Here is a 25881-nt window from a genome sequence, read left to right as displayed (position 1 = left end):
CTATAAGTTCTTAAACGTCATTCGTTTTTATCAGGAATCCATCAGATTTTGATAAAAGTTAATGAATTGTAATAGGCTTAACTAACGTATCGTTTCGCAGTGCTGGACACCGAAGCGATGCGTTTTTTTGTGCTCTTTTTTATCTTGATGATCTATCTTTTAGTGTAATTGAATTTTTACGAAAGATTTTTTGTCTTTAAAGTGAAAATGCGCTAAAATAGACGAGAAGATTGAGTTTATGGGAGTGAAGCTTATGGTTGGAGAAGCAACTTCATTAAAAGAAAAAATTATTGAAGAAAGTAAACGAATTGGAATAGATAAAATTGGATTTACAACCGCCGATCCATTTAATGAACTAGAAGAAAAATTAGAGAAACAACAAGAACTTGGGCATCATTCTGGTTTTGAACATAAAGTGATCAAAGAACGGATTTACCCTGAATTGATATTTGAAAATCCACGTTCGATTATTTCAATTGCTTTAGCTTATCCTACAAAAATGGATGCTCCACCACCTAGGGTGAAGGGAGAACGTCGTGGAGAATTTGCACGAGCTTCTTGGGGAACCGACTATCATGATGTCTTACGGGATAAAATGGATCAATTAATTGCATATATCCGCCGTGAAGCTGGAGAAGTAGCTACGTATAAACCCATGGTAGACACTGGAGAACTGATAGATGTAGCTGTTGCACAGCGTGCAGGGTTAGGGTTTATCGGAAGAAACGGCTTACTGATTACCGAAGAATTTGGTTCCTATGTTTACTTAGCCGAAATTATTACGAATCTTGATTTTTCAGTAGATACTCCTGTCCCTTTTGGATGCGGAGATTGTACGCGTTGTGTGGATGCTTGCCCTACCGGAGCGTTACTAGGGGATGGACGAATTAATGCTAAACAATGTCTCTCATACCAAACCCAGACAAAAGGGATGATGGAAGAACCATTCAGGCGGAAAATGGGACATGTTATTTATGGATGTGACATTTGTCAAATTGTCTGTCCTTATAATAAAGGGAAAAATGCCCATTTCCATCCTGAGATGGAACCAGATCCTGAGAGTGTTATGCCAAAACTCAAACCACTGCTGACTATCAGCAATAGGAATTTTAAAGAACAATTTGGCCATATGTCCGGTTCTTGGCGTGGGAAAAAACCACTCCAACGTAATGCCATTATCGCACTAGGCAACTACCGAGACAAATCAGCTTTACCAGATCTATTGCGCTGCATTGATGAAGATGTTCGACCTGTAATCCGAGGAACAGCGGCTTGGTCAATAGCAAAAATTGTTTCTGCTAGAGATGAATTGGTCATTGAATTTCTAGAAGAAACTTTAACGAAAGAAGAAGACAAAGAAGCCTATTATGAAATACAACAGGCTATTGAAACGATTAAAAGTAAAAGAGAGAAAAAAAGATAATTCATTTGAAGGTTATTTTAGGAGGAACTTAATTAACATGACAAACCATATTGCTTTATTTGAACCGCAGATACCTGCAAATACAGGAAACATAGCTCGAACATGTGCAGCAACAAATACACATTTGCATTTGATCGAACCTTTAGGATTTCAAACGGATGATAAACATCTAAAAAGAGCCGGATTGGATTATTGGAACGAAGTCCATATCACGTACCACAAAAATTTAGCAGCATTTATGGAAGTCGCACAAAATGGTCAACTACATTTGATCACAAAGTTTGGTCATCGTGTCTATAGTGACGTTGATTATGCAACTACTGAAGGTGACCATTATTTTCTTTTTGGCAAAGAAACGACTGGTTTACCAGAGGAATTTATGCGTGAACATGAAGAAGATTGTTTGCGTATTCCAATGAACGACGAGCATGTACGTTCATTGAATTTATCCAATACAGCGGCTATTTTGATTTATGAGGCTCTTCGTCAACAAGGGTTTAAGGATATGGAATTATCGCATCATTACGACAACGACAAACTGGATTAATGATAACCGTTAAGGATCAAATTTATTTGATCCTTATTTGTTGAATAAATGACAATGATTATCTTAAATGTAAAGCTTTTCTTAATATTGCTTAAATAGGGCATTGTGGTTTGATAATCTTTTTTGCACGAATTATAATGAATAAGAATGCATCCCTATAAGTTAAGGAGAGGTTAAGTTTATGCCAAGATTTAAAACTGATGATCCCATTGTAATTGTTGGAGCAGCGCGTACACCAATTGGTGCTTATTTAGGAGGGGTAAAAACGGTTCCTACAGGAGAACTGGGAGCGGTTGCGCTCAAAGAGGCTATTAAACGAGCTGGCTTAACGAGTGAAGAGATAGATGAAGTCATTGCTGGTCAAGCAATGGGAACACAAGAGGAAAGCAATATTGGACGCGTAATAGGGTTGAAGGCTGGCTTGAGACATCAATCGACGGGAATGACGGTAAATCGCATTTGTGGTTCGGGCATTCAGTCTGCTATTTCAGCAGTTCAAGAATTGATGACGATGGATGTTAATTTCATTGCAGCTGGAGGAGTTGAAAGTTTGTCTCGCTCAGAATATTATTTGCCACTCGAATCGAGATGGGAAGGCTTTAAAGCTGGAAACTTTAATATTATTGATGCAAACTTAGCACTTCATATGCATGCTCAACCCAACGCTCAATACCCTGAAGTTCATCACATGGGAGACACTGCAGAAAAAATTGCTGAAATGTATACAATTACTAGAGAAGAACAAGATACTTATGCAATGGATAGTCAACGCAAAGCTGCTCAAGCAATTGAAAGTGGGCGTCTTGCTCAAGAGATCATTCCGGTTGAAGTAAAAGGGCGCAAAGGCAGTATAACTGTCATTGATGCAGATGAACATCCGAGACCAGGAACAAATATGGAGAGCTTAGCTAGATTAAAACCTGCTTTCCGTAAAGATGGTAAGGGTACAATCACTGCTGGGAATGCTTCTGGATTAAATGATGGGGCAGCTTTTGAAATTTTCACTAAAGCTTCTGTTGCAAAAGAGCGCGGATTAGATGTAATGGCTAAAATCGTTGATTTTGCAGTAGCTGGGTGTGACCCAAATGTAATGGGATTAGGTCCTGTTTATGCAATCAATAAAGTTTTGGCACAGAATAATTTGACACTTGAAGATATCGATATTTTAGAAATTAATGAAGCTTTTTCCGCTCAAATACTGGGTTGTATGAAAGAATTAGGAATTGAACCCGGTTCAAAACTGTACAAACGATTGAATCCAAATGGTGGAGCTGTAGCGTTAGGTCATCCTTTAGGAATGTCTGGGGCACGTATCATTACTTCACTTTGTTATGAATTTAAAAACCACCCTGAAAAAAAATATGCCATTGCATCAGCTTGTATTGGTGGCGGTCAAGGAATCGCATTATTATTAGAGAATGGATCTGTTTAAGTATGAATGAAAAAAGACTTGTAAAAAGATGTCGCGAATCATTAGTGGTTCAAACTCATAGTATCTTCCCAAATCAATTAAACAATCACGGAACATTATTTGGAGGAGAACTTATGAGCATGCTGGATGTTGCAGCTTCGATAGCCGTGACCAGACATGCTCGTACACAATCCGTAACAGCTTCAACGGATTCAGTAGATTTTCTGCATCCAATTCAACGAAATGATGCTATTACTATTGAAGCCTATGTTTCAGGTGTTGGAAAATCATCTGTAGAAGTTTTTTGTAAAGTTATTGGAGAAAATTTACTTACTGGAGAACAATATTTAGCGGTCACAGCCTTTTTAACATTTGTGGCATTTAAAACCGATAAAAATAAAGCAATCGTGCCTCTAATCGAACCTGAAACTGAAGAAGAATTATTTATCTGCAATGGGTACGAAGAACGGAATAAAAATCGCTTTATTAAAAGAGAATTCAACAAACAATTTTCTCAAAAGATTACATTGACGAACTCTTGGATGGATGAAGATTAAAAAAATAGATAACAAAAAGGGATTAAGACAAAATAAAATGTCTTAATCCCTTTTGTTGTTTATTACATTTGATCAGGTGCTTGAACACCTAATAATCTTAAATCTTCTTTTAGAATTGTTGCAACAGATTGAACAAGTGCTAAACGAGCAGGTTTTTGAGCATCGTCAGCAAGTACTTTACTGTTTGCATAGTATTTATTGAACGCTTGAGCTAAATGAATAGCGTGTTTAGCGATAACAGAAGGTTCAAATTTTTCATAGGCACGTTGAACATCATCTGGGTAGCTTTCTAGCAATTTGATAATTTCCCAGCTATAAGCATCATCTAAAGGATAGTCAGCAGTTGTATCGATTCCAGCAATCCCTGATTTTCTTATGATACTCATTGCGCGAGCTCTTGTGTATTGTACATAAGGACCCGTTTCTCCTTCAAAACGAACAACTTCTTCAATAGTAAAGTCAAAATTATTTAAGCGATCATTTTTTAAATCATGGAAGACAACAGCACCAATACCAACTTGATCAGCAATGATTTCTTTATTTGGCAAATCTGTATTTTTTTCTTCAATTTGTTCAAGTGCAGAAGCAACAGCGTCATCTAAAACTTCTTCAAGTAAAACGATTTTTCCTTTACGAGTAGACAATTTTTTGCCGCCTTGTGTAATCAAACCAAATGGAATGTGGTGCATATCGTCTGCCCAGTCATAACCCATCTCTTTTAACACAGCTTTTAATTGTTTGAAGTGGTGGCTTTGTTCATTACCGACAGCGTATAAAGACATTGCGAAATCATACGTACGTTTACGATAGATGGCTGCAGCTAAATCACGCGTAATGTATAACGTTGCTCCATCAGATTTTTTGATTAATGCTGGATTTAAGTTGTATTTTTCTAAATCAACGATAGTAGCACCGTCATTCACGGATAATACATTTTTTTCTTCCAGTAAGTCCATAACTTCTTGCATTTTGTCGTTATAGAAAGCTTCACCATCAAAAGAATCAAAAGTAATATCTAGGCGTTCGTAGACATGGTTAAATTCTTTAAGTGACTCTTCACGGAACCATTTCCATAGTCGTTGAGCTTCTTGATCGCCATCTTCTAATTTTTTGAACCATTCGCGAGCTTCGTCATCTAATTCAGGTTTTTCTTCTGCTTCTTCATGGAATTTTACATATAAGCGTAAAAGTTCGACAATCGGATCATTTTTTACAGCTTCTTCGCTGCCCCAAAGTTTATAACCGACAATCAATTTCCCAAATTGAGTTCCCCAGTCACCAAGGTGATTGATTTTAATGGGATTAAAGCCTACTTTTGTTAGGATATTTGCTAAAGAATTTCCGATAACGGTTGAGCGTAAGTGGCCCATTGAAATGGGTTTGGCAATGTTGGGTGATGACATATCAATGGGAACATTTCTGTTTCCACCAATCTCAGCATCGCCATAGTGAGGACCTTTTTCTAGAATTTCTTTTAATACGGCAGAACTAACTTCCTTTTTGTTTAAAAAGAAGTTTAGATAGGGTCCAACAACCTCAATTTTTTCAACAATAGGCGAATTAACCGTTTCTCCTAAATCAGTTGCAATTTGTTGTGGCGCTTTACGAAAAGCTTTTGCTAAAGCAAAGGCTGGGAACGCAATATCACCATGTTCTGCAGATTTCGGGTTTTCTAATAAGCTGACAATTTTTTCAATTGGTAATGCATCACCAATTTGCTCTTTTAAAGCTTGTGCAACACCTAATTTATAATCCATTCTTTTTCCTCCTAGATGAACGCCTTTTGACGATCAGAATTTAGTATTTTAGACATAAAAAAAACGCCTATTTTTGATTCTATGCTAATCAAAAAAGAGACGAGGTTTTCCCGCGGTACCACTCTTGTTGCTTCGTCCGTTGACGAAACCACTTGTTTTTAGATAACGGCAAACAAAACCGAATGAGCTGATGGATACAGGCGAACTGTATTTTAAACCAGCTTTATTCTCTCCGAAGTGCGGTTCCTGAAAGTTTACATTGTTGGCTTACACCGCCCCAACTCGCTTGAAATGTTTCTTAACAGTACTCTCTTCATCATAGAGCAGATATAGTTGAACTTTATTTATTATAGCAAATTGTCTAAGAGAATACCAATCTTTTTGGAGAATAGAATTTTTATTCACCTTTTTGTAAAAATATCGTAAAATATAAGCGTATACATCAATTGTTTGGTATACTACAAAAGAAGAATCGTTAAATTAGAAGGAGGCCTTGCAGTATGAAAAAATCAAATCGACAATTAGCAATCAAACAAATTATCACAAATCACGATATTGCTACACAAGAAGAGTTGTTGCATTATCTCAAACAAGAAGGGGTTGAGGCTACACAAGCAACCATTTCAAGAGATATCAAAGAAATGCATTTAGTAAAAACAACGTCATCCAATGGTAACGTTAAGTATACGATATTCCAAAACAATCGAATGTCTAATGAAGAAAAGTTACAATCTACATTAGGAGATGTTGTGATTCGATTGACCCAAGTACAGTTTACGAATGTATTGATGACTATACCGGGTAATGCGCATGTGGTGGCTGCATTGTTAGATGCCATTGATTTTCCAGAAATGGTTGGTACTGTAGGCGGCAATGACACTTGTTTAATTATTTCAAAAGATGAAGAAGAAGCTAAAAAAATGCATGAGTATTTAAAAAGATGGATCGAAGCGTAATCTTTAAAATTTCATAGGGAGTGGATCGATTATGGAGTCTGAATTTAATTTAGCTTCGTTGCAAAATGGATCTGACATTCGTGGGATAGCCATAAAAACGTCAGACCATGATATAACATTAACAAATGAAAACATTGAAAAAATTGCTTATGGATATGCTGTATGGCTAAAAGAAGTAAAGCAATTAGCTATAGAGGATGAAAAGAAGCCAGTGACCGTTTCTGTAGGTCATGACAGCCGGTTGTCAGCTGATCGGATTAAAGCAGTCTTCATAGAAGGGCTGAATAACGCAGGAATAGATGTTGTAGATGTAGGACTTTCTACCACACCTGCAATGTTTATGTCTACGCAATATGACTCATACAAATGTGATGGTGCCGTTATGATAACGGCTAGTCATTTGCCATTTGAATACAATGGATTAAAATTTTTCACAAAAGACGGTGGAGCGGAACACGAAGATATCGACTTTATTCTGCAACAGGCAGATTGGGAAAATGTTACTTGGGAAAACAATCAAGGAAAAGTTTCAGAAGCTCCCTTGCTGAATGATTATGCGAAAGATTTGGTAACTAAAATTCGAATAGGAATCAATGATAAAGATCATTATGAAAAACCGTTAACCGGTCGTCATATTGTTGTGGATGCAGGAAATGGAGCTGGAGGTTTTTTTGCTGAGAAAGTACTGGTTCCGTTAGGTGCTGATATCAGTGGCAGCCAATATTTAGATCCAGATGGTCATTTTCCTAATCATATTCCAAATCCTGATAATAAAGAAGCGATGAAGAGTATTCAAGAAGCTGTTCTGCAATATAAAGCAGATATGGGCGTTATTTTTGATACAGATGTAGATCGTTCAGCCTTAGTTGACCGTAAAGGTGACACGCTGAATCGAAACAATTTAATTGCTGTTATTTCAGCTATTTTGATAAAAGAAAACCCAAGTACGACAATTGTGACAAGTTCAGCTACTTCAGAACATCTAAAAACGTTTATCACGTCTTTAGGAGGCAAACAAGACCGTTACATTACAGGGTATCGGAATGTAATCAATCGTGCGATTCAATTGAATAAAGAAGGTGTAACAACCAGCTTGGCTATTGAAACAAGCGGACATGCTGCACTCCAAGAAAATTATTTTTTAGATGATGGTGCATACTTAGTTGCAAAAATATTAATGGCCGATGCGAATTTGAAAAAAGAAGGAAAAGACTTCTCAGATTTGATCACAACTTTAAAACAACCCGTTGAAACGGATGAAGTACGGTTTAAAATTTTGCCAGAAGATATTCATGCGACTGGTAAGAAGGTTATGGAAGATTTCAGTCGTTTTATTGAGAAAGAAAGCGATCTGTCAATTGAACTTGCCAATTTAGAAGGTGTACGCGTAAACACCTCTGGACAATATGGTATTGGGTGGATGTTGTTGCGTATGAGTTTACATGAACCTTTACTGGTTTTGAATCTCGAGAGCGATCAAGCTGGGTCCATTAAAAAGTTAAGAGAAAAAATGAAAGACTTTTTTTATGAACAAGTTGACTTAGATTCGTCTCGCTTGTAAATACCATTCAAAATGGTTTAAACTTATTAATGTAAAAATCATACCGAAGGAAGTGTAGTAAATGAGTGAACCGTTAGTAGAAAGCATTGAATTATACAATGGAGTTAAAATTCCTAAATTAGGTTTAGGTTTGTTTTTAATGAAAAATGAAGCTGAATTAGTGGATGCTGTTAAATATGCAGTTGAAGTAGGCTACCGTCATTTTGATACAGCTAAAATTTATGGCAATGAAAAATATTTAGCTCGTGGTTTAAAAGAAGCTGGGATTAAAAGAGAAGAAGTATTTATTACTTCTAAGGTATGGAATTACGATCAAGGTTATGAACAAACAAAAGTAGCATTCCAAGAAAGTTTAGACCTTTTAAACACAGATTATTTAGATTTGTATTTAATTCACTGGGCTGCTCCAAAATATGTTGAAACATGGAAAGCCATTGTTGAATTGTATGAAGAAGGAAAAATCAAAGCAATTGGAGTGTCTAACTTCCAAATTCATCACCTTGAAGAACTTAAAAATCAAGGGTTGATGCAACCAATGATCAACCAAATTGAAACACATCCAGAATTCCCACAAAATGAATTGCATGAATACATGAAGGCAAATGGCATCATTCATGAAGCATGGGGTCCTTTAGGCCAAGGGAAATCTGACCTACTAAACCATCCAATACTATTGGAAATCGGTCAAAAGTATTTCAAGACTCCTGCACAAGTGATTATCCGTTGGCATTTAGAACGAGGAGAAGTTGTTATTCCAAAATCAGTTCATGAAAATCGTATTTTAGAAAATAGCGATGTATTCAACTTTTCTTTGACAACAGAAGAGATAGAACAAATTAATTCATTAGAAACTGGAATAAGATATGGCAGTGATCCTGATGACCAGGAAAGATTATTAGAAACTTCCATTAGACCAGTATAAGAACAAAAAAATAGACGTAAGCAGAATGTGCTTACGTCTATTTTTTTTTGTGTTTTTTGATTATTCAGGTGCAATAGGGTTCCAATGCCAGTTAAAGCCGTCTTTTGCTAACAGGGCATCACTTTCTGTCGGACCCATAGAACCGCTTGGGTAACTTGGAAGATTTGTCTTATCTTGATCCCATTCTTTACGGATAACATCAACAAATTTCCAAGAAGAAGCTACTTCATCCCAATGCGTAAAGTTTGTTGAGTCACCATTTAAACAGTCAAAAATCAACTTTTCATAAGCTTCAGGGCTGTTTGCAACTGTTTCAGCTGAATGCTTGTGTTTAAGATTGAATGTTTCTGTTTCTAAACCAATGCCAGCCTTTTTTGTATTTAATTGAAGTGAGAAACCTTCAGTTGGTTGAATAAAAATGGTCAATACATTTGGTGGCAATTCTTCTTCAATATCTTCACTAAATAAGTTTAAAGGAACGTTTTTAAAGACAACATTGATTTGTGTGCCTTTTTCGGCCATTCGTTTACCTGTTCGAATATAGAAGGGGACACCCTTCCAACGGAATGTATCGATCAGAACTTTACCTGCCACAAATGTTTCTGTTTGAGAATCTTCTGCAACATTCAATTCATCTTGGTACTTGTTCAATAAACTATCGGTGTTAGTACCAACATCATATTGAGCGCGAACAAAATTTTCTTTCACTTCTTCAGGCTTGAAAAGACGAACAGCTCGTAAAGCTTTTATTTTTTCATTGCGAATATCTATGTCTGTAAGTTTTGCAGGAGGCTCCATTGCCAGAAGAGAGACAATTTGCAAAATATGATTTTGTACCATATCTCTTAAAGCACCACTTTTGTCGTAATAGCCGCCACGTTCTTCAACACCTAATGATTCGCTCAATGTGATTTGAATGTTATCGATGTAGCGATTATTCCACATAGATTCAATCATGTTATTTGCAAAGCGTACAGTAGAAATATTTTGTACCATTTCTTTGCCAAGATAATGATCAATACGGAAAATTTGATTTTCATCAAAGACTTCTCTAAGTTGTTCGTTTAAAATAGCTGCACTCTCATAGTCATGCCCAAATGGTTTTTCAATAATCAAACGATTGAATCCATTAGTTGACACCAATCCTTGTTGGTTTAATTGTTGAGTGATTGTGCCAAAAAAATTAGGCGACATAGCTAAATAAAATAAACGATTGCCGTTGATTTGGTAGCGTTCATCTAATTCTTCGGCTAATTGTTTTAAGTTAACGTAATGTTCTTCATCATTAACATTATGTGATTGATAGTAGAAGTGGCTGGCAAACTCAGTTGCAGCTTCTTCAGAAGTAACGAGGTCACTTATCGTTTCTTTAATAATTTCTCGATAATAGTCATTCGTCCATTCTCTTCTAGCAGTTCCAATTACAGCAAAATGTTCTTTCAAGAACCCTTTTTTATATAAGCGATAAAGAGATGGATACAATTTTCTCTTTGCTAAATCTCCGGTTCCTCCAAAGATTGTAAATAAAACATTCTGTTCAGTTGTCATCTATCTTTATACCCCTCTTCTAGAACAAAGACGTTCATCTTTTCTAAAACTATTGTACTGGTTTCTGCTTTTAGAATCAATCATTCGTTAATTCTTTCTTTTAAAAAGTAAGAGCTTATTACACATTTTTAGTTTGTTCAATTACCATTATACAATAGTACACAAAGAATGACGAATTGCTATGTTAAAAATGGTAGTAATTATTTTCTTAAACAGTGCAATAATGAGGAGCATTTGTCCACTAAATTAAGTTGTTGACAATGGCTTCGAAATTATTATAATAAAGGATGTTAATCAAACCATACAATTAAATAAGCCTATCAAATAGGGGAGTAGCTAGCATATATTATGTGTTTAAATCAACTAGTCTGTGTTAGTAGAACACTGGTTTGAACTTAAAAAGCAAGACCTATGCGTAATTTCAGAAGATTATGTATAGGTCTTGCTTTTTTGTATTGTTATAAAACAGATATATGAATACGGAAGGAACGGAACAGAAAATGGAAAATAAATTAACTACTAAACAAAAAAAGAGCCTATCTATTTCAGGTTTGTTAGTAACACTAGGAGTTGTCTACGGTGATATTGGGACATCACCGTTATATGTTATGAAAGCTTTAATAGAAGGCAATGGGGGACTAGTTTCCGTTACTAATGAGTTTATTTATGGAGCGTTATCTTTAGTATTTTGGACACTTACGTTATTGACAACAATTAAATATGTAATGATTGCTCTAAGAGCTGACAACCATGGAGAAGGCGGTATATTTTCTCTCTATGCATTAATTAGAAAAAAGGCGGGTTGGTTAATTATACCGGCCATCATAGGAGGGGCGGCTCTCTTAGCCGATGGGATATTAACGCCTGCAGTTACAGTTACAACTGCAATTGAAGGTCTAAGAACGATTCCTGCTTATGTTGCATTTTTTGGAACAGGTCAAGAAACCGTAATTATGATTACGCTAGTTGTGATTACTTTTTTATTTTTAATTCAACGTTTTGGAACAGAATTAATTGGTAAACTATTCGGTCCTTTAATGTTCCTTTGGTTTTTTATGATTGGAACAATCGGATTAGTGAATGTATTAGGGAATTTTGATATTTTCCGTTCACTTTCGCCTGTATATGGTATTAAATTTTTGTTTAGCGAAAATAATAAAGCTGGATTCTTAATCTTGGGCAGTGTTTTCTTAGCAACTACTGGAGCGGAAGCTTTGTATTCTGATTTAGGACATGTAGGTCGTAAAAATATCTATTTAACTTGGCCATACGTTAAAATTTGTTTGTTACTAAGCTATTTAGGACAAGGGGCTTGGCTTTTAGATGTTAAAGATAATGAACAACTGCAAGCGATAAAGGGTTTTAATCCTTTTTTTGAAATAATGCCCGATTGGTTTAGGATTATAGGTGTAGGGGCGGCAACGTTAGCAGCAATTATTGCTTCACAAGCATTAATATCAGGGTCGTATACCTTGGTTTCAGAAGCTATAAAGTTAAAGTTATTGCCACGTTTGAAAACCATCTATCCATCAAATTCTAAGGGACAACTGTATATTCCAGTTGTCAATACGATTTTGTGGTTATCTTGCTTAGGAGTCGTCTTATATTTCAGAAATTCAGAACATATGGAAGCAGCTTACGGACTAGCCATTACCATTACAATGTTAATGACGACAATTCTGTTGTTTAATTACCTAATTGTTAAAAAAATCCCTAAAGTATTAGCAGGTGTTATGATTGTTTTCTTCGGTGTACTTGAAGTCATATTTTTCATTTCAAGTATTTCAAAATTTTTCCATGGCGGATTTGTGACCATCATTATTGCAGCTACGATCTTAATGATTATGGTCGTATGGCACAAAGCAAATCAAATAGAGCAAAATGTTGTAAGAGAAGTGAGTCTTTTAGATTATAAAGACCAATTGAGTGAACTTCGATCAGAAGAGTCAATGCCGTATTATGCTACTAATTTAGTTTACCTTACCAGCAAAGAAACTGCGGGGATGATTGATAATGAAATTATTTATTCGATATTTGATAAACAGCCAAAACGAGCAGCTGTTTACTGGTTTGTAAATGTTCTTGTAACAGATGAACCTAGAACGATGGAGTATACCGTAGAAACATTTGAGACGGATTTTATTGTTAAAGTTCAATTGCGTCTTGGTTTTAGAGTTCCTCAACAAGTGAGTACCTATTTAAGACAAATCGTTATAGACCTTATGGCAGATGGGACGATTGAAAAACAACCCCAACATTGGTCTACAAATAATTTTAATCAAGACATTGGCGATTTTTGTTTTGTGTTGGTTCGCGAAGAGCTTTCTGTAGATTCTGAACTATCCGACAGAGGTCACTTTATTATGTCAGTCAAATTAGCAATAAAAAAAGTCTCCGTTTCTCCAATAAAATGGTTTGGACTTGAATACACAGATGTAAAAATTGAACATGTTCCACTATTGCTTGGAAATCGAAAAAAAACCAAATTAAAACGAGTAACTACAAAAAAATAAAGGAAGCATGCAAACAAAGAAGCCTACGGAAGAAAGTTACTTTCTTCCGTAGGCTTCTTTGTTTGCATAGAAAAGATAATTTTGAAAGCAAAATATATTTAAGTAACGAATACTTCAGTTTTATGGTATAATACAAAAGATGCAAAAGAGTATCAAGAGAAATGAGGCGATAAAATGGAACATACCTTTGAAAAGTTTGGGTTACAACCCTTTTTAATTGACGCAATAAATGAAATTGGTTTTACAAAGCCAACAGAAGTACAAGAAAAGCTTATACCAGCTATTAAAAGTGGGAAAAGTGTTATTGGTCAATCACAAACGGGGTCAGGAAAAACTCATACATTTTTACTTCCATTAATAAACAAAATTGATCCATCACGTAAAGAAGTGCAAGTGGTGATCACTACTCCTAGTAGAGAACTAGCAGAACAAATATATCAAGCAGCACTTCAATTAGTTGAAAAAGCTCCTGCAAAAATTATTGTACAAAATTTTGTAGGTGGAACAGATAAAAAACGACAAATAACTAAATTAGCTGGAACTCAACCACATATTGTAATCGGAACACCTGGGAGAATTTTAGATTTAGTAACTGAAAAAGCTTTATTGATTTATACGTCTCCAGTCTTGGTTATTGACGAAGCAGATATGACTTTAGATATGGGATTTTTAACGGATGTTGATCAAATCGCAAGTAAATTACCTGAAAAGTTGCAAATGCTTGTCTTCTCAGCAACTATCCCGATTAAGTTACAACCGTTTTTGAAAAAATATATGTCTAATCCGTTATTTGAACAAATTCAGCCTAAAGCAATTATTTCACCAACGATTGAAAATTGGCTTATTTCTACAAAAGGGAAAGACAGAATTGATGTTATTTATGAATTATTAACGATTGGACAACCGTATTTGGTTATGATTTTCGCAAATACGAAATCTAAAGTCGATGAATTAGCGGATGGTCTTAAATCTAGAGGGATTAAAGTAGCTAAAATTCATGGAGATATTCCTCCACGTGAAAGAAAACGTGTAATGAAACAAGTACAAAATCTTGAGTATCAATTTGTCGTTGCGACTGATTTAGCTGCACGCGGTATTGATATTGAAGGTGTTTCACATGTGATCAATGCTGAGATTCCAAGAGACCTTAGCTTCTTTATTCATCGTGTTGGTAGAACTGGAAGAAACAATCTTAAAGGAACTGCCATCACTTTGTATGCTCCAAGCGATGAAAACTTAATCATAGACATTGAAAAATTAGGGATTCCTTTTGAACCAAAAATGATTCAAAAAGGTGAAATAGTAGACACGTATGATCGTAAGCGTCGTACGACTCGTGAAAACACGGCTACTGATAAAATTGATCCTAAATTGAAGAGTATGATAAGTCAGACAAAGAAAAAAGTTAAACCAGGATACAAGAAAAAAATGTCTCGTGCCATTAAAGAGAGTGGTTTGAAACAGCGTCGTGTTGAACGTCGTAGTCAAGCTAATGCTATTAAAAAAAGCAAACAAGAAAAAATAATTTAAAAAAAGGAGTTGAGAATAAATTCTCAACTCCTTTTTAATCTTCATTTTTAGGGCATACGTTTCGTTTTAGGCAGTACTCGAATGGCTAAATAATAGATGAATAAAGTTACAATTGTTTTGATTTCTAATTGAAAAACAGGTATTAAATTAACACTATTTAATAGTGCAATGAATAGCGTTGGCAATGTAGAAGCAACTAAGACAATTTTCCAGTTATCGCCAAATTTCAACTTTCTTCCGGTAAGGATAGAGAGAATATTTGCAAATAAGGTGTACAGTAAAGTATACAAAAACGTAAGAAAAAGAGTAGACAACCATATGAGAATAAATGTAATAAGCGGCAAACTAATACCAAATGCTTGAACATTTAAAATAAGGTCGATAAATGTTTCGCTTGTTAAGCCGTTTAACTGAGTATACGGCAATTGGATAGGGTAATCTGGAAGAACAAAATAAAGACTGTCTTCTAAAAAAGCAATTCCCAATAAGTTTGCAACTAAATCTTGTTCTACATCTTCAATGGTTCTTTCTCCGTTTGGATCAAAAGTGAAGATAATCGAATCGGTTTGATATATATAACTTTTTACAGGTTCAGTTGTAACAATTTGATCATTTTCTATTTCAAAAGGTGGAATACTTTCCGCAATAATTTGACCATCTCGACTAAAATCATTGATTATTTGATTGCTTTGTATCCAAGTTGGAATTGTTGCGATAAAAGCGATGAATAAAAAATAAAGAAATACTTTCCCTTTTTTTAACGTAATTGCTTGTGCTAGCTTTTCTGGATGAAATAATGAATCTTTAATTAAAGTTATGAATTGGATAGTAATCTCTCCTGACTTGATAAAACGAATGAATTTTCTATTGCATACTAAATAGTGATTAATTTTATTGTAGCGGTTAAATTTGATAAACTCAATAGGCTATAGGTGTTAAAAAGTAATTGTGTTATTTTTTTCTAAAATAACTACCTGAATACTTTGTGTTTTCTATTGAAAGGTGTTACATTTATTAGGGAAAGCTTAAAAAAAAGATAAATGGAGGAATTGATTATGACATACGAATTACCAAAATTACCTTATGGATATGATGCATTAGAACCACATATCGACCAAGCAACTATGGAGTTTCATCATGATAAACATCATGCAACATATGTTGAAAAAACAAATGCTGCTCTTGAAAAATACCCAGAGTTAGCAAAAAAATCAATTGAAGAATTAGTAGCAGACTTAAATTCAGTTCCTGAAGAAATCCGTACAGCTATCCGTAACAATGGTGGCGGACATGCTAACCACAGCTTCTTCTGGGAAATTCTTTCACCAAATGGTGGCGGAGAACCAACTGGAACGTTAAAAGAAGATATTGAAGCGACTTTTGGAAGCTTTGATAAATTCAAAGAAGCAATTGAAACTGCTGGAGCTGGCCAATTTGGTTCAGGTTGGGCATGGTTAGTTCTTAATAACGGTAAATTAGAAGTAACTTCAACAGCTAATCAAGATTCTCCATTAACAGATGGAAAAACACCACTTTTTGGAGTAGATGTTTGGGAACATGCATACTACTTGAACTACCAAAACAAACGCCCTGCTTATTTAAAAGCAGTATGGAATGTTGTTAACTGGAATGAAGTAGCAAAACGTTACGAAGCAGCTAAATAAATTTTTAAATTTAAAAAGACAAGCACTCATGTGTTTGTCTTTTTTCTATAGAGTATTACGTTGCGAATCTTTGTAATCGCTTTCTTTTGTGGTAAAATTAAGATGTGAAAATAGGAACACCTTAATCAGTGAGGAGTGGTGAAATGAATAAACGATTCATTGGTGTCTATCCGTCTATAGAATCATTGATAGAAAAAGTAAACAAACTTTTAGGTGAGGGGCAAGCGATTAACCAAATGACACTCGTTACAAACAAAGACAGAGAAGATATTTTACATGAATTCCAAATGGCAGTTCCACTTTATGAAAATCGTCCAATTCTGTTAGAAAAAGCAACTTGGATGGTTCACCATACAGAATCTGATGATATTTTCTCGTTAGAAAAATATGGACTATCTGTAAAAGAAGAACAAGACCAATATAACCAAGCAATGTCTGAATTAACGTATGTTTTGTTGTTGGGTGAGAATTCAGATAAAGAATATTGGTATCAAAAAAATCGGTTAGGCCAACCCGTTACAGATCTTAAAGGAAACAAAGAATTTAATCATCAATCTGATTTTATCAATTCTGGTTCAGCGAATAGCGACATTAGCAGTCCGAGATTTAATGGCACGTACAATAATCAACCATGGTTTGGACCGGATTCAGATAATGATACCACCAGACGATGAAAATTCTCTAAAAAAAATAACCCTAGTTTCCTTAAAAAGGAAATCAGGGTTATTTTTATCTTCAAATCGTCCGTTAGTATTTACTAGAATACATTAATCAAAAGGAACGTTTGACCAGAAGCACGTTAGGATTATACAATTTGAATACCTAACATATTTGCAATAACAAGAGCTTGTCCAGCATTGAGTTTGCATCCTTTTACTAAATCAATGGATACCGATAAATTTTCAAATTCAGAATCGCTAAAATTTAATCCGTTGAGGTTTGTTTGCATAATAGATAGTTGATTCAATTGACACCGTACAAAATCTAGTTTTTTCCAAGTCACTTCGAAAAATTCACTTTCAAGCAATGAACAGTCTTGGAAACGAACTTGCTTCATTGAAGCATAATTGAAAGAACTGTAATTCCCGATACAATGATCAAACTGAGCATCAACAATAGAAGATTCAGCAAAATTAGTACCCAGAAATTTCGTATCTTTGAAAGTCGTGCGATGGAAAATAGCACCAATCCATTCATTGTTACTGATGTTGCATCCTTCAAACGTAACATCTAAACATTCAAAACGAGTAAATTGGCAATGTTCAAAGGTCACATTAATAAAAGAAACATGTTGGAAGCAGACATTTTCTAGCTGCTTACTAGATAGGGTACAGTCCTTAAATTGACAATTTGTGTAGTAAGACTCGTGATCGATTTCATCAAAATGCGAAGCTGATAGATTGGCAGGTATTCTAGGTTGAGCTATTTTTATTGATGTATTCATTGGTTTCCACCTTTAAGATTTTTTTTAAAGAAAAGACTTGTTACAAAAAGAAGCATTGCCGAAATGAGCGTTAAAATGGTTCCTTCAAAAAATAAGGGTGTCGTATAATTAAATTCAACAACGTGTTTACCTTCAGTGATAGGAATAACTAACAAACTGTCTAAAGCTTTCTTCGTTTGGATAGGAATACCATCAACCTTAACAGACCAACCTTCACTATACGGAATAGTCGTCATTAAGACTTCTTGGTCTTGCTGAATATCTACAGTGCCTTTAAAAGACGTGTTGCTATATTCCTCGATGGTTATGCCACCAGCTTTTAAAGATTGGATAGCTGACTCAAATGCGGTTGAATTTAAACGATACAGTTGAAAGTCTTTTAAGCGTATCGTAGATTCTTCTAATTCAATTTTAAACGTAAGAGTATCTCCTTTATTTTGACTGGCAATATTTAAAATTAATTGATCTCTATATGTCTCATATTGAGTGAACGGTTCTCCATTTAAAAATAAGTTAACATCTTCTTCTTTAATATTGGGGCTAAGTGTTAAATAGAAGGAATCATTAGTTTCCGGTGTAAATTGAAAACTCACGGATGCATCGTTATTCAAAACTTGTTTCCGGTAAATCTTCTCGTTAAGAGCATCAGATAGGGTCACATTTTGGTATACGGTACTATCAAAATCGCTAGGCATAAAGAACTGCTCTGTACCTCGATTATTGGTCAAAGCTTGTAAAATCGCTTCTTGTAACTGAATCGGCTGATCCTCTATTAAAGAAACGTCTAGGATAGAGTCAGAACTTCCGAAAGCAATTGGTAAGGTATTGGGATTTTCGTAAATAAACGTCTTATCCGTTTCGCCAATTTGTGTATAAGAGCGTAAATCGGGTTTTGTCTGCATGGTACTTAGTTCAAATTCCTCTTTTTTAGCATCTGAAACAGAAGGGATCAGTAAAGAATCTATTAATGATGGTACTTGTTGCGTCCGGCTCAAAGAATCTTTCAACCGGGTACTTTTGACGCCTAAAGGTTGGTTGGTTTCTGCAAGATAAAGATCCTTTTTTTCGCTCATGTAATACTGAATATTAAATAAAGCATCAGTTACCAGCGTTCCATTAGAATAGGCAAGAAAACCATCTCCTACAGGAAAACCAAGACTACCAAATAAGGCAGGTATTGTTCGCTCAAAAGTTGAACTGAAATGAGTCACACTCGGATAGTCAGCTTGAAAGCTATCATTTTTTGTTCGTAAAAATGTTTTTTCGACTCGATAAAAATTATCATCCATATCTTGTATGGCATCAATACTATCATCCAGCCCGGTTTGGTAAACCGTAAAGCTGTCTTGATCGACATAACTCAAACGAGATAAATCGATTTGGGCATTTACACCCATTTCTACTGCGGTGAGAAGAAAGAGTGCAGCAGGTAGCCAAGTGTATTGTTGTGGTTTGATAATAAAGAAAAAGATAACCATACAGGTAAAAAGAACCGTTAAAATAATTTGTTCTGTATAAATAAAATCAAATTCACCATTATAGACGTAAAAGCTTACTAAGGCCGTTAATAGCATGCTGACAAGTGTACTAATAGGCCGCATGCCTTCATAGTGCATAAAACTTCTAAATCCGTTAATTAACATAAAGAAGCAAACCACAAACGAAAAACGATAAGGGTACCAGATAGGGTACTGCATAGCATGCCAGATTTTGTTGAAAGCTTCTAAATTCATAGAAACAACAAATAGAATCATCATTACTAAGGCGGTCAATCGCTCTTTTTTTGAAAAGTAACTATTAAAGAAATAACAAATGAATGAGACAAGCGCTAAGCTGCCAATGAATAAATTAGGATAACCAGAAGGCATTTGGTCAAAATTAAAAGCGCCAATAAATAATTTGGATACCATTTCTGGAAACGGGTAGGCTAATTCCCAGTCAAATTCAAATTTCGTGTAGCTGGCTTTACTTTCCATAAGGGAATGAAATGTTGGCAGCAGTAATATCCCTGCTAATCCTGCTCCTAATAGAGAATGCCAAATGAACAATCCAATAGAAGTGAGCATGTCTGTAAACTTGGTTTTCCACTGAGTTCCATTTGGATAAGAAACACCGGTCAAACGAAAAATGAAATAACAGACTAGAAAGAGACAAATCATATAAGCGATGTAGTAATTTGAGAATAACATCAGTCCAAGAAAAAGAGAGTAATGTACTCCCTTTTTCTCAGCAATCAATTGTTCAAGACCCAGCACAATAAGTGGCATAAAAATGAGGCCGTCTAGCCACATGATGTTTAATTGATTGACAATCGTGTACCCCATTAAAGCGTAACTAATTGAAAAGGCTGCTAAGATAAATCCTGTTCCACTGAATGATTTTTTTAATAAATAACCAAAACTTAACCCTGCTAAACTAATTTTTAAAAGAGTCAAGCAAGTCACTGCTAACGAGATCTGAGTATACGGAAAGAGTAAAAATAATAAATTAAAAGGGCTGGTCAAGTAATAGGCCCATAACCCTACCATATCTCCACCGATAGCTTTAGAAAAAGAATAAAAAAATGTAGTTGGATCATCAAAAAAGGTTTGTCGATAATACGAATAAAAATCAATGTATTGTTGTCCTAAGTCGACTGTTAGTAGAGAATCATTTCCAAAAGGATAAACGCCTTGAAAAATATAAATGAGCGACATCGTAAAGAACGGAACAAAAAAAGCTAACAACATGGGCCATTGTTTTTGAATAAAGGTCTGCATTGTTTTTTGCATAAGTTTCAACTCCATTAACGGACTAGTAATTCTTTCAAGTACTAGAATAGCATAGAATGAGATGAAATAATTAAAGTTTTCTTTAATCAGTAGTTAATTCAAAACAAATTTGATACAATGAGACAAGTAATTTGAACAGGAAGGTGTCTTTTTTGAAAACAAATAAAAACAATAATAAGAAGAAAAAATCGCATATTCCTTTTCGGTTGAATTTTTTATTTTTCACTGTATTCTTGCTATTTGCTATGTTGATCCTTAGATTGGGTTATTTGCAAATTGTTAAGGGTGAAGAATTTGAAACAGAAGTTCAGCGAACTGAGACTACTTTGGCAACTGGAACCGTTCCTCGAGGTGAAATTTACGATAGTCAGCACCGTAAATTAGTCGGAAATGAAGCTCTTCAAGCGATTACTTATACTAGAGGTAAAGGTGTTTCTAGTGAAGATATGGCAAAAATCGCTATGAATTTAGCGCAGTACATCGAAATGCCGAATGTTACAGAATTTGAACAAGATAGTGATTTTGATTTGTCAAAACGAGACTTAAAAGATTTTTGGATTGCTCTAGATGAAGACAAAGTGAATAAACGCATAAGCGATGAGCAAAAGGAAACTTTAAGCGGGTCAGAACTTTATCAACTTCAAGTAGATAAAGTGACAGATGAAGATATTCAGTTTTCAGAGGAAGAACAAGAAGCAGCAGCTATTTTTAAACGAATGAATGGCGGTTATGCTTTATCAACAATCAACATTAAAAGCGAAAATGTGACGAATGACGAAATCGCAAAAGTAAGTGAAAATCTTTTGACATTACCTGGAATTGATACCGGTACAGATTGGGTCAGAACGTATCCAGAGGGGAACATGCTTAGGAGTATCCTTGGAGATGTTACAAGTGAGTCTGAAGGTCTTCCAGAGAATAAGGCAGCGACTTATTTAGCACAAGGATACGCACGTAATGACCGAGTCGGGAAAAGTTACCTTGAGTTGGAATATGAAGAAGTGTTAAGCGGATCAAAATCAAAATCCGAAACTGAATCGAATCAAAATGGAGATATCGTCAACACGATCCAAAGTTATGCGGGTGAAAAAGGCGATAATCTTGTTTTAACAACTGACATGGATTTTCAAAAAATTGTTCAAGATATTGCTAAGCAATCTGTAGCTACTGAAAGCGAAGGGCTGAATAACAGTATATATGTTGTGGCAGCTGATCCAAACAATGGTGAAATTTTAGCGATGACTGGTCAAAAACGGAATGCAAAAACTGGTGAAATTGATGATGCTACATTAGATATTATTAATTCAAGTTTTCAAATGGGTTCAGTAGTCAAACCGGCAACTGTACTGGCTGGATATATGGATGGAGCTATCACCCTGGCAGATAACACGTTAATTGATGAACCTTTAATGATTAGAGGTAGTAACACTATTAGTTCAGTTTTTAATCGTTCTGGCAGTGTCGCAGTAAATGATATTTCGGCACTGGAACGTTCTTCAAATGTTTATATGTCAAAAATTGCTCTGCGGATGGGCGGAGAGTACGATTACTATAGAAATATGGCGTTAGATATTGATTACAGAGCAGTTATAAAAAAATTGAGGAGTTATTATGCTCAATTTGGATTAGGTATAAAAACGGGAATTGACTTACCAGGTGAGGGTTCTGGATTCATAGGAACCGCAGAAAATCCAGGTTTAGCCTTAACATTTGCATTTGGACAGTACGATACGTATACTCCAATTCAAATGCTGCAATATGTTTCAACAATTGCAAATGGTGGAAAAAGGATTGCCCCTCGTTTGATAGACGAAATTAGAGAGACGGATGCAAATGGAAATATGGGCGCTATTCAAACGCAATTGGAAACAGAAGTTTTGAACATTGTTGATGTTGGAAAAGAAGAAATGAGTCGTGTGCAACAAGGAATGTATCAAGTAGCTAATGGGGCAAATGGTTCAGCCACAAGTTACTTTGCGGGGACTGAATACACTGTTGCCGGTAAAACAGGAACTGCTGAGGCGTTCTATGATGGAGTTGTTGAAAACAGAAAAGGGGAAAGTGTAACAAATAGAACTTTTGTGGGGTATGCACCATATGATAATCCTGAGATAGCAGTTTTTGTTATTGTTCCTTATTTACCAAATACGAATAGTAATCACGAAAATACAATCGTTGCTCGTAAAGTTTTTGATGCCTACTTCCAAGTTGGCGAATATAAGGAACTTTCGGGGGAAATTGCTGAAGATCATGATGAAAACACTGAAGAATGATTGATAGAATAAAAAGATTTTGCCTGATTCTCAGGTAAAGTCTTTTTATTTCACAAAAAATCAGAGTGCACTTAATAATTTTTAGATTCAAATGCTATTTTCCTGATTTAGCAAGATACATTGCTAAATTATTAAGTTTATTTTACAGAGTATTTTTTTAAACTAAGTTATGTTAAACTTGACTTTGAGATTAATAAAGAAGAGGTGAATTTGATGGACTTATGGATAATTGTGATTATCTTATTAGTCATTGCGGTTGCATTAATTGGCTGGTCATTTTATAAAAAAGATAATGGCGAGAAAATTAAAGAAGAATTTGAAGAATTGTCTCTGCAATTGCTACAAGACATTTATAGTTTGAAAAAACGTGTTTCAGTTTTAGAAGAAGAATTAAATATTCAAGTAACAGAAACCCCGACTTCAGCTAAGATTCATGATGTTTTGAAGAAACATGTAGTCAGTTTATATACACAAGGTGTGGCAGTGGAAGACATTGTGATGCAAACACGTTTATCTGAAGCAACTGTAAAAGTTGTTATCGATGAGTATGTTAAAAATAATTAACCCCTAATAAAGGAGAATAATAACATGAGTAAACCGGCATTACGTTACTTAGCATTAGGATTTTTAGTTTCTGCTATTGTTCTTGCAGGATATAGACTTTTCCTTTATGATGTTCAACCTATCGCCTCTGAAAATGAGAAGACTGAAGAGACTGTTCCAACTAAAGAAGAAATATCCTATCAAGAAAAATATGAAGCATTGCTAGCTGATAGGGAAGTTGCTGATTTAGAAAAAGAAACGGCAACAAGTGAATCTGCTGTTGTCAACGAAGAAGCAACAAGCGAATCAGCGGAGAGTGCTGATTCGGAATCTTCTGAACCAAGTGAGAAAAAAATCACGGTTATTATCAATGATGGAGATCCAAGCAGTGTTGCTAGTCAACAACTACAAGAGCAAGGATTAATTGAAGATGCTTTTGACTTTGATGGATTCTTAGAAGAGAATAGTTATGCTGCGCTTATTCGTCCTGGTTCTTATGAAGTATCAAGTGAGATGGATTATAATGAATTGGCTAGTGTATTGATGGATAATAATTAGGTTGAAATAAGGGGCGTAAAGTAAAAAAACTTTACAACCTCTAAAAAAATACTAGCATGTTTATACAAAAAGTGATATGATATTTAAGTCAGAAGACAACAACTATGTCTTCAAATACTGTTTAATGCTTGGAGGGAAAATCATGCGTGTAAACATCACATTGGAATGTACAGAATGTAAAGAACGTAATTACATCTCAAAGAAAAACAAACGTAACAGTCCGGACCGTGTTGAATTCAAAAAATACTGCCCGCGCGAACGTGTTGTAACTTTACATCGTGAAACAAAATAACATTTCTTGTTATTTTTAATTCGCAAAAAAATGAGATTAATATAGATAAAGCTGAAAGAAATTCTTTCAGCTTTTTTATATGGAGAAAATTCAGTTGAAAAGCTTAGCATTAGGTTCAACGACTTCTATTTGCTATACTAAAAGCAATAAATGAAAAGGTGGTTTTGAGGATGGATAAAAGTGAAGTACATTTAAGTAATGGAAAAACAGTAACCTTCAATAGTTCTGCTGAACAACTGCTAAATAAAGTAACAGATGAAGATGGAGAATTGTTAGAAAGTTTTGTCTTATTAGAAGACGAAAAAGGCATTTCATGCTATTTAAATCCAAGTCAAATCGTTACCATTTCAGTTCTTAAATCCAATACGAATGAAGAAAAATCAGATTCAAAAGGCAAACATACAAAAGAAAACTTAGATGCTATCAGCAATTTAAGCAAAGATATTGGGAATATGGAGTAAACTCATTTGTTTATTGAAAAAAATACTGTTGAAATTTAGTTGACCACCTAAATTTCAATAGTATTTTTTTGTTTAGATTGATAACAGGAACTTAAGTATTATTGTCAAGAATAAGCAGCTTTATGCTATAATAAATGTTAGAGGTTATTTGATTAGTTAGATCTTTTAACTAGTTCATTTAGTAATAGAATGGAGTTGATAGTTTGGAATACAGCACCCAAATGAAATTAAAGCGTTTTTTTAGAAAACCAGTTGTAACCTATGCTCTTTTGATCATTCAAATTTTGGCATTTGTTTTAATGACTTTAGATGGTGGAAGCACTAATGTTGCTACATTAATAAAATATGGAGCAAAGTTTAACCCGTATATTGTTTTAGGAGAATGGTGGAGATTGATTACACCGATGTTCTTGCATATCGGATTTATTCATTTATTAATGAATTCAGTGATTCTGTACTATTTAGGTGAACAATTAGAAGGTATGTTTGGTCATTTACGATTTGCTGGAATCTACTTACTTAGCGGTATAGCTGGAAATCTTGCGAGTTTTGCTTTTAGTGACGCTTTGTCTGCCGGTGCGAGTACAGCTTTATTCGGTCTATTTGGATCGACCATTATGCTTGGACAGACGTTTAAACACAATCCTGCAATCCAACAGATGGCGAAAAGTTTTGGTACGTTGATCATTATCAATATTGTATTTGGAATATTTAGTTCTTCTATTGATATGGCCGGGCATCTAGGGGGCTTGTTAGGCGGTTTCTTAATTGCCACAGCAATCAGTGTGCCTAATCCGTTAAAAACCTGGAGAAACAAGCGTTTGATTTATGGCGTCCTCTTTCTCTTAATGGTTATTGTTTTTGCTTATATAGGATACCTTAATACCGCTGTTCCTCTATTTGGACTTTAGGGAGTGAAGTAGTGAGGACATTATATGATGTACAACAATTATTGAAACGCTTTGGTATCTATGTGTATATTGGAAAACGAATTTGGGATATTGAATTAATGATGGTTGAATTAAAAAAACTGCATGAAAACGGGCTGATAGAAAATGATGAATATTTGCCCGCTTTACTAATTTTAAAACAAGAGCATCGTAAAGAAGACGAACAAACAAAAGAATAAAAGCTGAATGTGGAGGAAGAA

The 25881-nt window shown here is 34.9% G+C and carries 23 protein-coding genes and 1 other annotated feature; of the genes, 18 read left to right on the top strand and 5 right to left on the bottom strand.

What is annotated here, in order from left to right:
* Window positions 1–253 precede the first annotated feature (253 nt).
* From queG to CAR_RS06695, 4 genes are all read left to right on the top strand, one after another.
* Window positions 254–1423 (top strand): tRNA epoxyqueuosine(34) reductase QueG, encoded by a 1170-nt coding sequence (gene queG, locus CAR_RS06710; RefSeq protein WP_013710976.1) that lies wholly within the window; start codon window positions 254–256, stop codon window positions 1421–1423.
* 37 nt (window positions 1424–1460) lie between these two features.
* Window positions 1461–1970 (top strand): tRNA (uridine(34)/cytosine(34)/5-carboxymethylaminomethyluridine(34)-2'-O)-methyltransferase TrmL, encoded by a 510-nt coding sequence (gene trmL, locus CAR_RS06705; RefSeq protein WP_013710975.1) that lies wholly within the window; start codon window positions 1461–1463, stop codon window positions 1968–1970.
* A 181-nt stretch (window positions 1971–2151) separates the two neighbouring features.
* The gene (locus CAR_RS06700; RefSeq protein ID WP_013710974.1) at window positions 2152–3402 is read left to right on the top strand and encodes a thiolase family protein; all 1251 of its coding nucleotides are present in this window, start codon (window positions 2152–2154) and stop codon (window positions 3400–3402) included.
* A gap of 2 nt (window positions 3403–3404) precedes the next feature.
* Window positions 3405–3938 (top strand): acyl-CoA thioesterase, encoded by a 534-nt coding sequence (locus tag CAR_RS06695; protein WP_013710973.1) that lies wholly within the window; start codon window positions 3405–3407, stop codon window positions 3936–3938.
* Between the two features lie 62 nt (window positions 3939–4000).
* On the opposite strand, the gene argS is transcribed toward CAR_RS06695, so the two are convergent.
* The gene (gene argS / locus CAR_RS06690) at window positions 4001–5695 is read right to left on the bottom strand and encodes an arginine--tRNA ligase (RefSeq protein ID WP_013710972.1); all 1695 of its coding nucleotides are present in this window, start codon (window positions 5693–5695) and stop codon (window positions 4001–4003) included.
* 92 nt (window positions 5696–5787) lie between these two features.
* Window positions 5788–6024 (bottom strand) — a binding site (T-box leader).
* A gap of 171 nt (window positions 6025–6195) precedes the next feature.
* Here argS and argR point away from each other — a divergent pair.
* The 3 genes from argR (at window position 6196) to CAR_RS06675 (ending at window position 9134) form a co-directional block, all read left to right on the top strand.
* Window positions 6196–6651, top strand: a complete 456-nt coding sequence (argR, locus tag CAR_RS06685; protein WP_013710971.1) for an arginine repressor — start codon at window positions 6196–6198, stop codon at window positions 6649–6651.
* 31 nt (window positions 6652–6682) lie between these two features.
* Window positions 6683–8212, top strand: coding sequence for a phosphoglucomutase (locus CAR_RS06680; protein ID WP_013710970.1), 1530 nt, complete (start codon window positions 6683–6685; stop codon window positions 8210–8212).
* A 61-nt stretch (window positions 8213–8273) separates the two neighbouring features.
* On the top strand, window positions 8274–9134 hold the full coding sequence (locus CAR_RS06675; protein WP_013710969.1) for an aldo/keto reductase: 861 nt from the start codon (window positions 8274–8276) through the stop codon (window positions 9132–9134).
* A gap of 60 nt (window positions 9135–9194) precedes the next feature.
* Here the strand turns inward: CAR_RS06675 and zwf are convergent, their stop codons facing one another.
* Entirely contained in the window at window positions 9195–10682 is a 1488-nt protein-coding gene (gene zwf / locus CAR_RS06670; RefSeq protein WP_013710968.1) for a glucose-6-phosphate dehydrogenase, read from the bottom strand.
* 500 nt (window positions 10683–11182) lie between these two features.
* On the opposite strand from zwf, the gene CAR_RS06665 reads away from it, so the two are divergent.
* Together CAR_RS06665 and CAR_RS06660 are read left to right on the top strand one after the other, a co-directional pair.
* Window positions 11183–13195 carry a KUP/HAK/KT family potassium transporter gene (locus tag CAR_RS06665; RefSeq protein ID WP_041556368.1) on the top strand — a complete coding sequence of 671 codons (2013 nt, stop codon included), beginning with the start codon at window positions 11183–11185 and terminating at the stop codon, window positions 13193–13195.
* 174 nt (window positions 13196–13369) lie between these two features.
* Entirely contained in the window at window positions 13370–14725 is a 1356-nt protein-coding gene (locus tag CAR_RS06660) for a DEAD/DEAH box helicase (protein ID WP_013710966.1), read from the top strand.
* Between the two features lie 47 nt (window positions 14726–14772).
* On the opposite strand, the gene CAR_RS12945 is transcribed toward CAR_RS06660, so the two are convergent.
* A complete protein-coding gene (locus CAR_RS12945) occupies window positions 14773–15534 on the bottom strand; it encodes a DUF1189 domain-containing protein (RefSeq protein ID WP_274413433.1) in 762 nt (253 codons plus the stop codon).
* A 246-nt stretch (window positions 15535–15780) separates the two neighbouring features.
* Here CAR_RS12945 and CAR_RS06650 point away from each other — a divergent pair, with 246 nt between their 5' ends.
* Both CAR_RS06650 and CAR_RS06645 read left to right on the top strand, forming a co-directional pair.
* Window positions 15781–16389 (top strand): superoxide dismutase, encoded by a 609-nt coding sequence (locus CAR_RS06650; RefSeq protein WP_041556364.1) that lies wholly within the window; start codon window positions 15781–15783, stop codon window positions 16387–16389.
* A 143-nt stretch (window positions 16390–16532) separates the two neighbouring features.
* Window positions 16533–17063 (top strand): hypothetical protein, encoded by a 531-nt coding sequence (locus CAR_RS06645; protein WP_041556362.1) that lies wholly within the window; start codon window positions 16533–16535, stop codon window positions 17061–17063.
* Window positions 17064–17194: 131 nt separating this feature from the next.
* Here the strand turns inward: CAR_RS06645 and CAR_RS06640 are convergent, their stop codons facing one another.
* Together CAR_RS06640 and CAR_RS06635 are read right to left on the bottom strand one after the other, a co-directional pair.
* Window positions 17195–17833: a pentapeptide repeat-containing protein gene (locus tag CAR_RS06640; protein WP_013710962.1), complete on the bottom strand. Its 639-nt coding sequence runs from the start codon at window positions 17831–17833 to the stop codon at window positions 17195–17197.
* On the bottom strand, window positions 17830–20604 hold the full coding sequence (locus CAR_RS06635; RefSeq protein ID WP_041556360.1) for a YfhO family protein: 2775 nt from the start codon (window positions 20602–20604) through the stop codon (window positions 17830–17832). Before CAR_RS06635 ends, CAR_RS06640 begins: the two co-directional genes overlap by 4 nt.
* Window positions 20605–20747: 143 nt before the next feature.
* Between CAR_RS06635 and CAR_RS06630 the strand changes: the two genes are divergently transcribed.
* From CAR_RS06630 to CAR_RS06600, 7 genes are all read left to right on the top strand, one after another.
* Window positions 20748–22877 (top strand): peptidoglycan D,D-transpeptidase FtsI family protein, encoded by a 2130-nt coding sequence (locus tag CAR_RS06630; RefSeq protein WP_443101011.1) that lies wholly within the window; start codon window positions 20748–20750, stop codon window positions 22875–22877.
* Between the two features lie 213 nt (window positions 22878–23090).
* On the top strand, window positions 23091–23441 hold the full coding sequence (locus CAR_RS06625) for a hypothetical protein (protein ID WP_013710959.1): 351 nt from the start codon (window positions 23091–23093) through the stop codon (window positions 23439–23441).
* Window positions 23442–23465: 24 nt separating this feature from the next.
* The gene (locus CAR_RS06620; protein ID WP_013710958.1) at window positions 23466–23978 is read left to right on the top strand and encodes a hypothetical protein; all 513 of its coding nucleotides are present in this window, start codon (window positions 23466–23468) and stop codon (window positions 23976–23978) included.
* 142 nt (window positions 23979–24120) lie between these two features.
* Window positions 24121–24270: a 50S ribosomal protein L33 gene (rpmG, locus tag CAR_RS06615; protein ID WP_007724164.1), complete on the top strand. Its 150-nt coding sequence runs from the start codon at window positions 24121–24123 to the stop codon at window positions 24268–24270.
* A gap of 170 nt (window positions 24271–24440) precedes the next feature.
* Window positions 24441–24731 (top strand): hypothetical protein, encoded by a 291-nt coding sequence (locus CAR_RS06610; protein ID WP_013710956.1) that lies wholly within the window; start codon window positions 24441–24443, stop codon window positions 24729–24731.
* Between the two features lie 221 nt (window positions 24732–24952).
* On the top strand, window positions 24953–25642 hold the full coding sequence (locus CAR_RS06605; RefSeq protein WP_013710955.1) for a rhomboid family intramembrane serine protease: 690 nt from the start codon (window positions 24953–24955) through the stop codon (window positions 25640–25642).
* Between the two features lie 11 nt (window positions 25643–25653).
* Window positions 25654–25860, top strand: coding sequence for a YqgQ family protein (locus CAR_RS06600; protein WP_013710954.1), 207 nt, complete (start codon window positions 25654–25656; stop codon window positions 25858–25860).
* The last annotated feature ends 21 nt before the right edge of the window (window positions 25861–25881 follow it).

Origin of the sequence: Carnobacterium sp. 17-4 (genome assembly GCF_000195575.1) — a bacterium.
Taxonomy (GTDB): Bacteria; Bacillota; Bacilli; order Lactobacillales; family Carnobacteriaceae; genus Carnobacterium_B.
This window is presented reverse-complemented; position numbering and strand designations above follow the sequence as displayed.

Excerpts from the sequence above, each read along its gene's own strand:
- CAR_RS06640 (WP_013710962.1), bottom strand. The coding sequence starts at position 17,833 with ATGAATACATCAATAAAAATAGCTCAACCTAGAATACCTGCCAATCTA.
- CAR_RS06660 (WP_013710966.1), top strand. The coding sequence starts at position 13,370 with ATGGAACATACCTTTGAAAAGTTTGGGTTACAACCCTTTTTAATTGAC.
- CAR_RS06695 (WP_013710973.1), top strand. The coding sequence starts at position 3,405 with ATGAATGAAAAAAGACTTGTAAAAAGATGTCGCGAATCATTAGTGGTT.
- CAR_RS06635 (WP_041556360.1), bottom strand. The coding sequence starts at position 20,604 with ATGCAAAAAACAATGCAGACCTTTATTCAAAAACAATGGCCCATGTTG.
- queG (WP_013710976.1), top strand. The coding sequence starts at position 254 with ATGGTTGGAGAAGCAACTTCATTAAAAGAAAAAATTATTGAAGAAAGT.
- CAR_RS06610 (WP_013710956.1), top strand. The coding sequence starts at position 24,441 with ATGGATAAAAGTGAAGTACATTTAAGTAATGGAAAAACAGTAACCTTC.
- CAR_RS06680 (WP_013710970.1), top strand. The coding sequence starts at position 6,683 with ATGGAGTCTGAATTTAATTTAGCTTCGTTGCAAAATGGATCTGACATT.
- CAR_RS06650 (WP_041556364.1), top strand. The coding sequence starts at position 15,781 with ATGACATACGAATTACCAAAATTACCTTATGGATATGATGCATTAGAA.
- CAR_RS06645 (WP_041556362.1), top strand. The coding sequence starts at position 16,533 with ATGAATAAACGATTCATTGGTGTCTATCCGTCTATAGAATCATTGATA.
- CAR_RS06625 (WP_013710959.1), top strand. The coding sequence starts at position 23,091 with ATGGACTTATGGATAATTGTGATTATCTTATTAGTCATTGCGGTTGCA.
- argR (WP_013710971.1), top strand. The coding sequence starts at position 6,196 with ATGAAAAAATCAAATCGACAATTAGCAATCAAACAAATTATCACAAAT.
- rpmG (WP_007724164.1), top strand. The coding sequence starts at position 24,121 with ATGCGTGTAAACATCACATTGGAATGTACAGAATGTAAAGAACGTAAT.
- zwf (WP_013710968.1), bottom strand. The coding sequence starts at position 10,682 with ATGACAACTGAACAGAATGTTTTATTTACAATCTTTGGAGGAACCGGA.
- CAR_RS06620 (WP_013710958.1), top strand. The coding sequence starts at position 23,466 with ATGAGTAAACCGGCATTACGTTACTTAGCATTAGGATTTTTAGTTTCT.
- CAR_RS06700 (WP_013710974.1), top strand. The coding sequence starts at position 2,152 with ATGCCAAGATTTAAAACTGATGATCCCATTGTAATTGTTGGAGCAGCG.
- CAR_RS06675 (WP_013710969.1), top strand. The coding sequence starts at position 8,274 with ATGAGTGAACCGTTAGTAGAAAGCATTGAATTATACAATGGAGTTAAA.
- trmL (WP_013710975.1), top strand. The coding sequence starts at position 1,461 with ATGACAAACCATATTGCTTTATTTGAACCGCAGATACCTGCAAATACA.
- argS (WP_013710972.1), bottom strand. The coding sequence starts at position 5,695 with ATGGATTATAAATTAGGTGTTGCACAAGCTTTAAAAGAGCAAATTGGT.
- CAR_RS06605 (WP_013710955.1), top strand. The coding sequence starts at position 24,953 with ATGAAATTAAAGCGTTTTTTTAGAAAACCAGTTGTAACCTATGCTCTT.
- CAR_RS06665 (WP_041556368.1), top strand. The coding sequence starts at position 11,183 with ATGGAAAATAAATTAACTACTAAACAAAAAAAGAGCCTATCTATTTCA.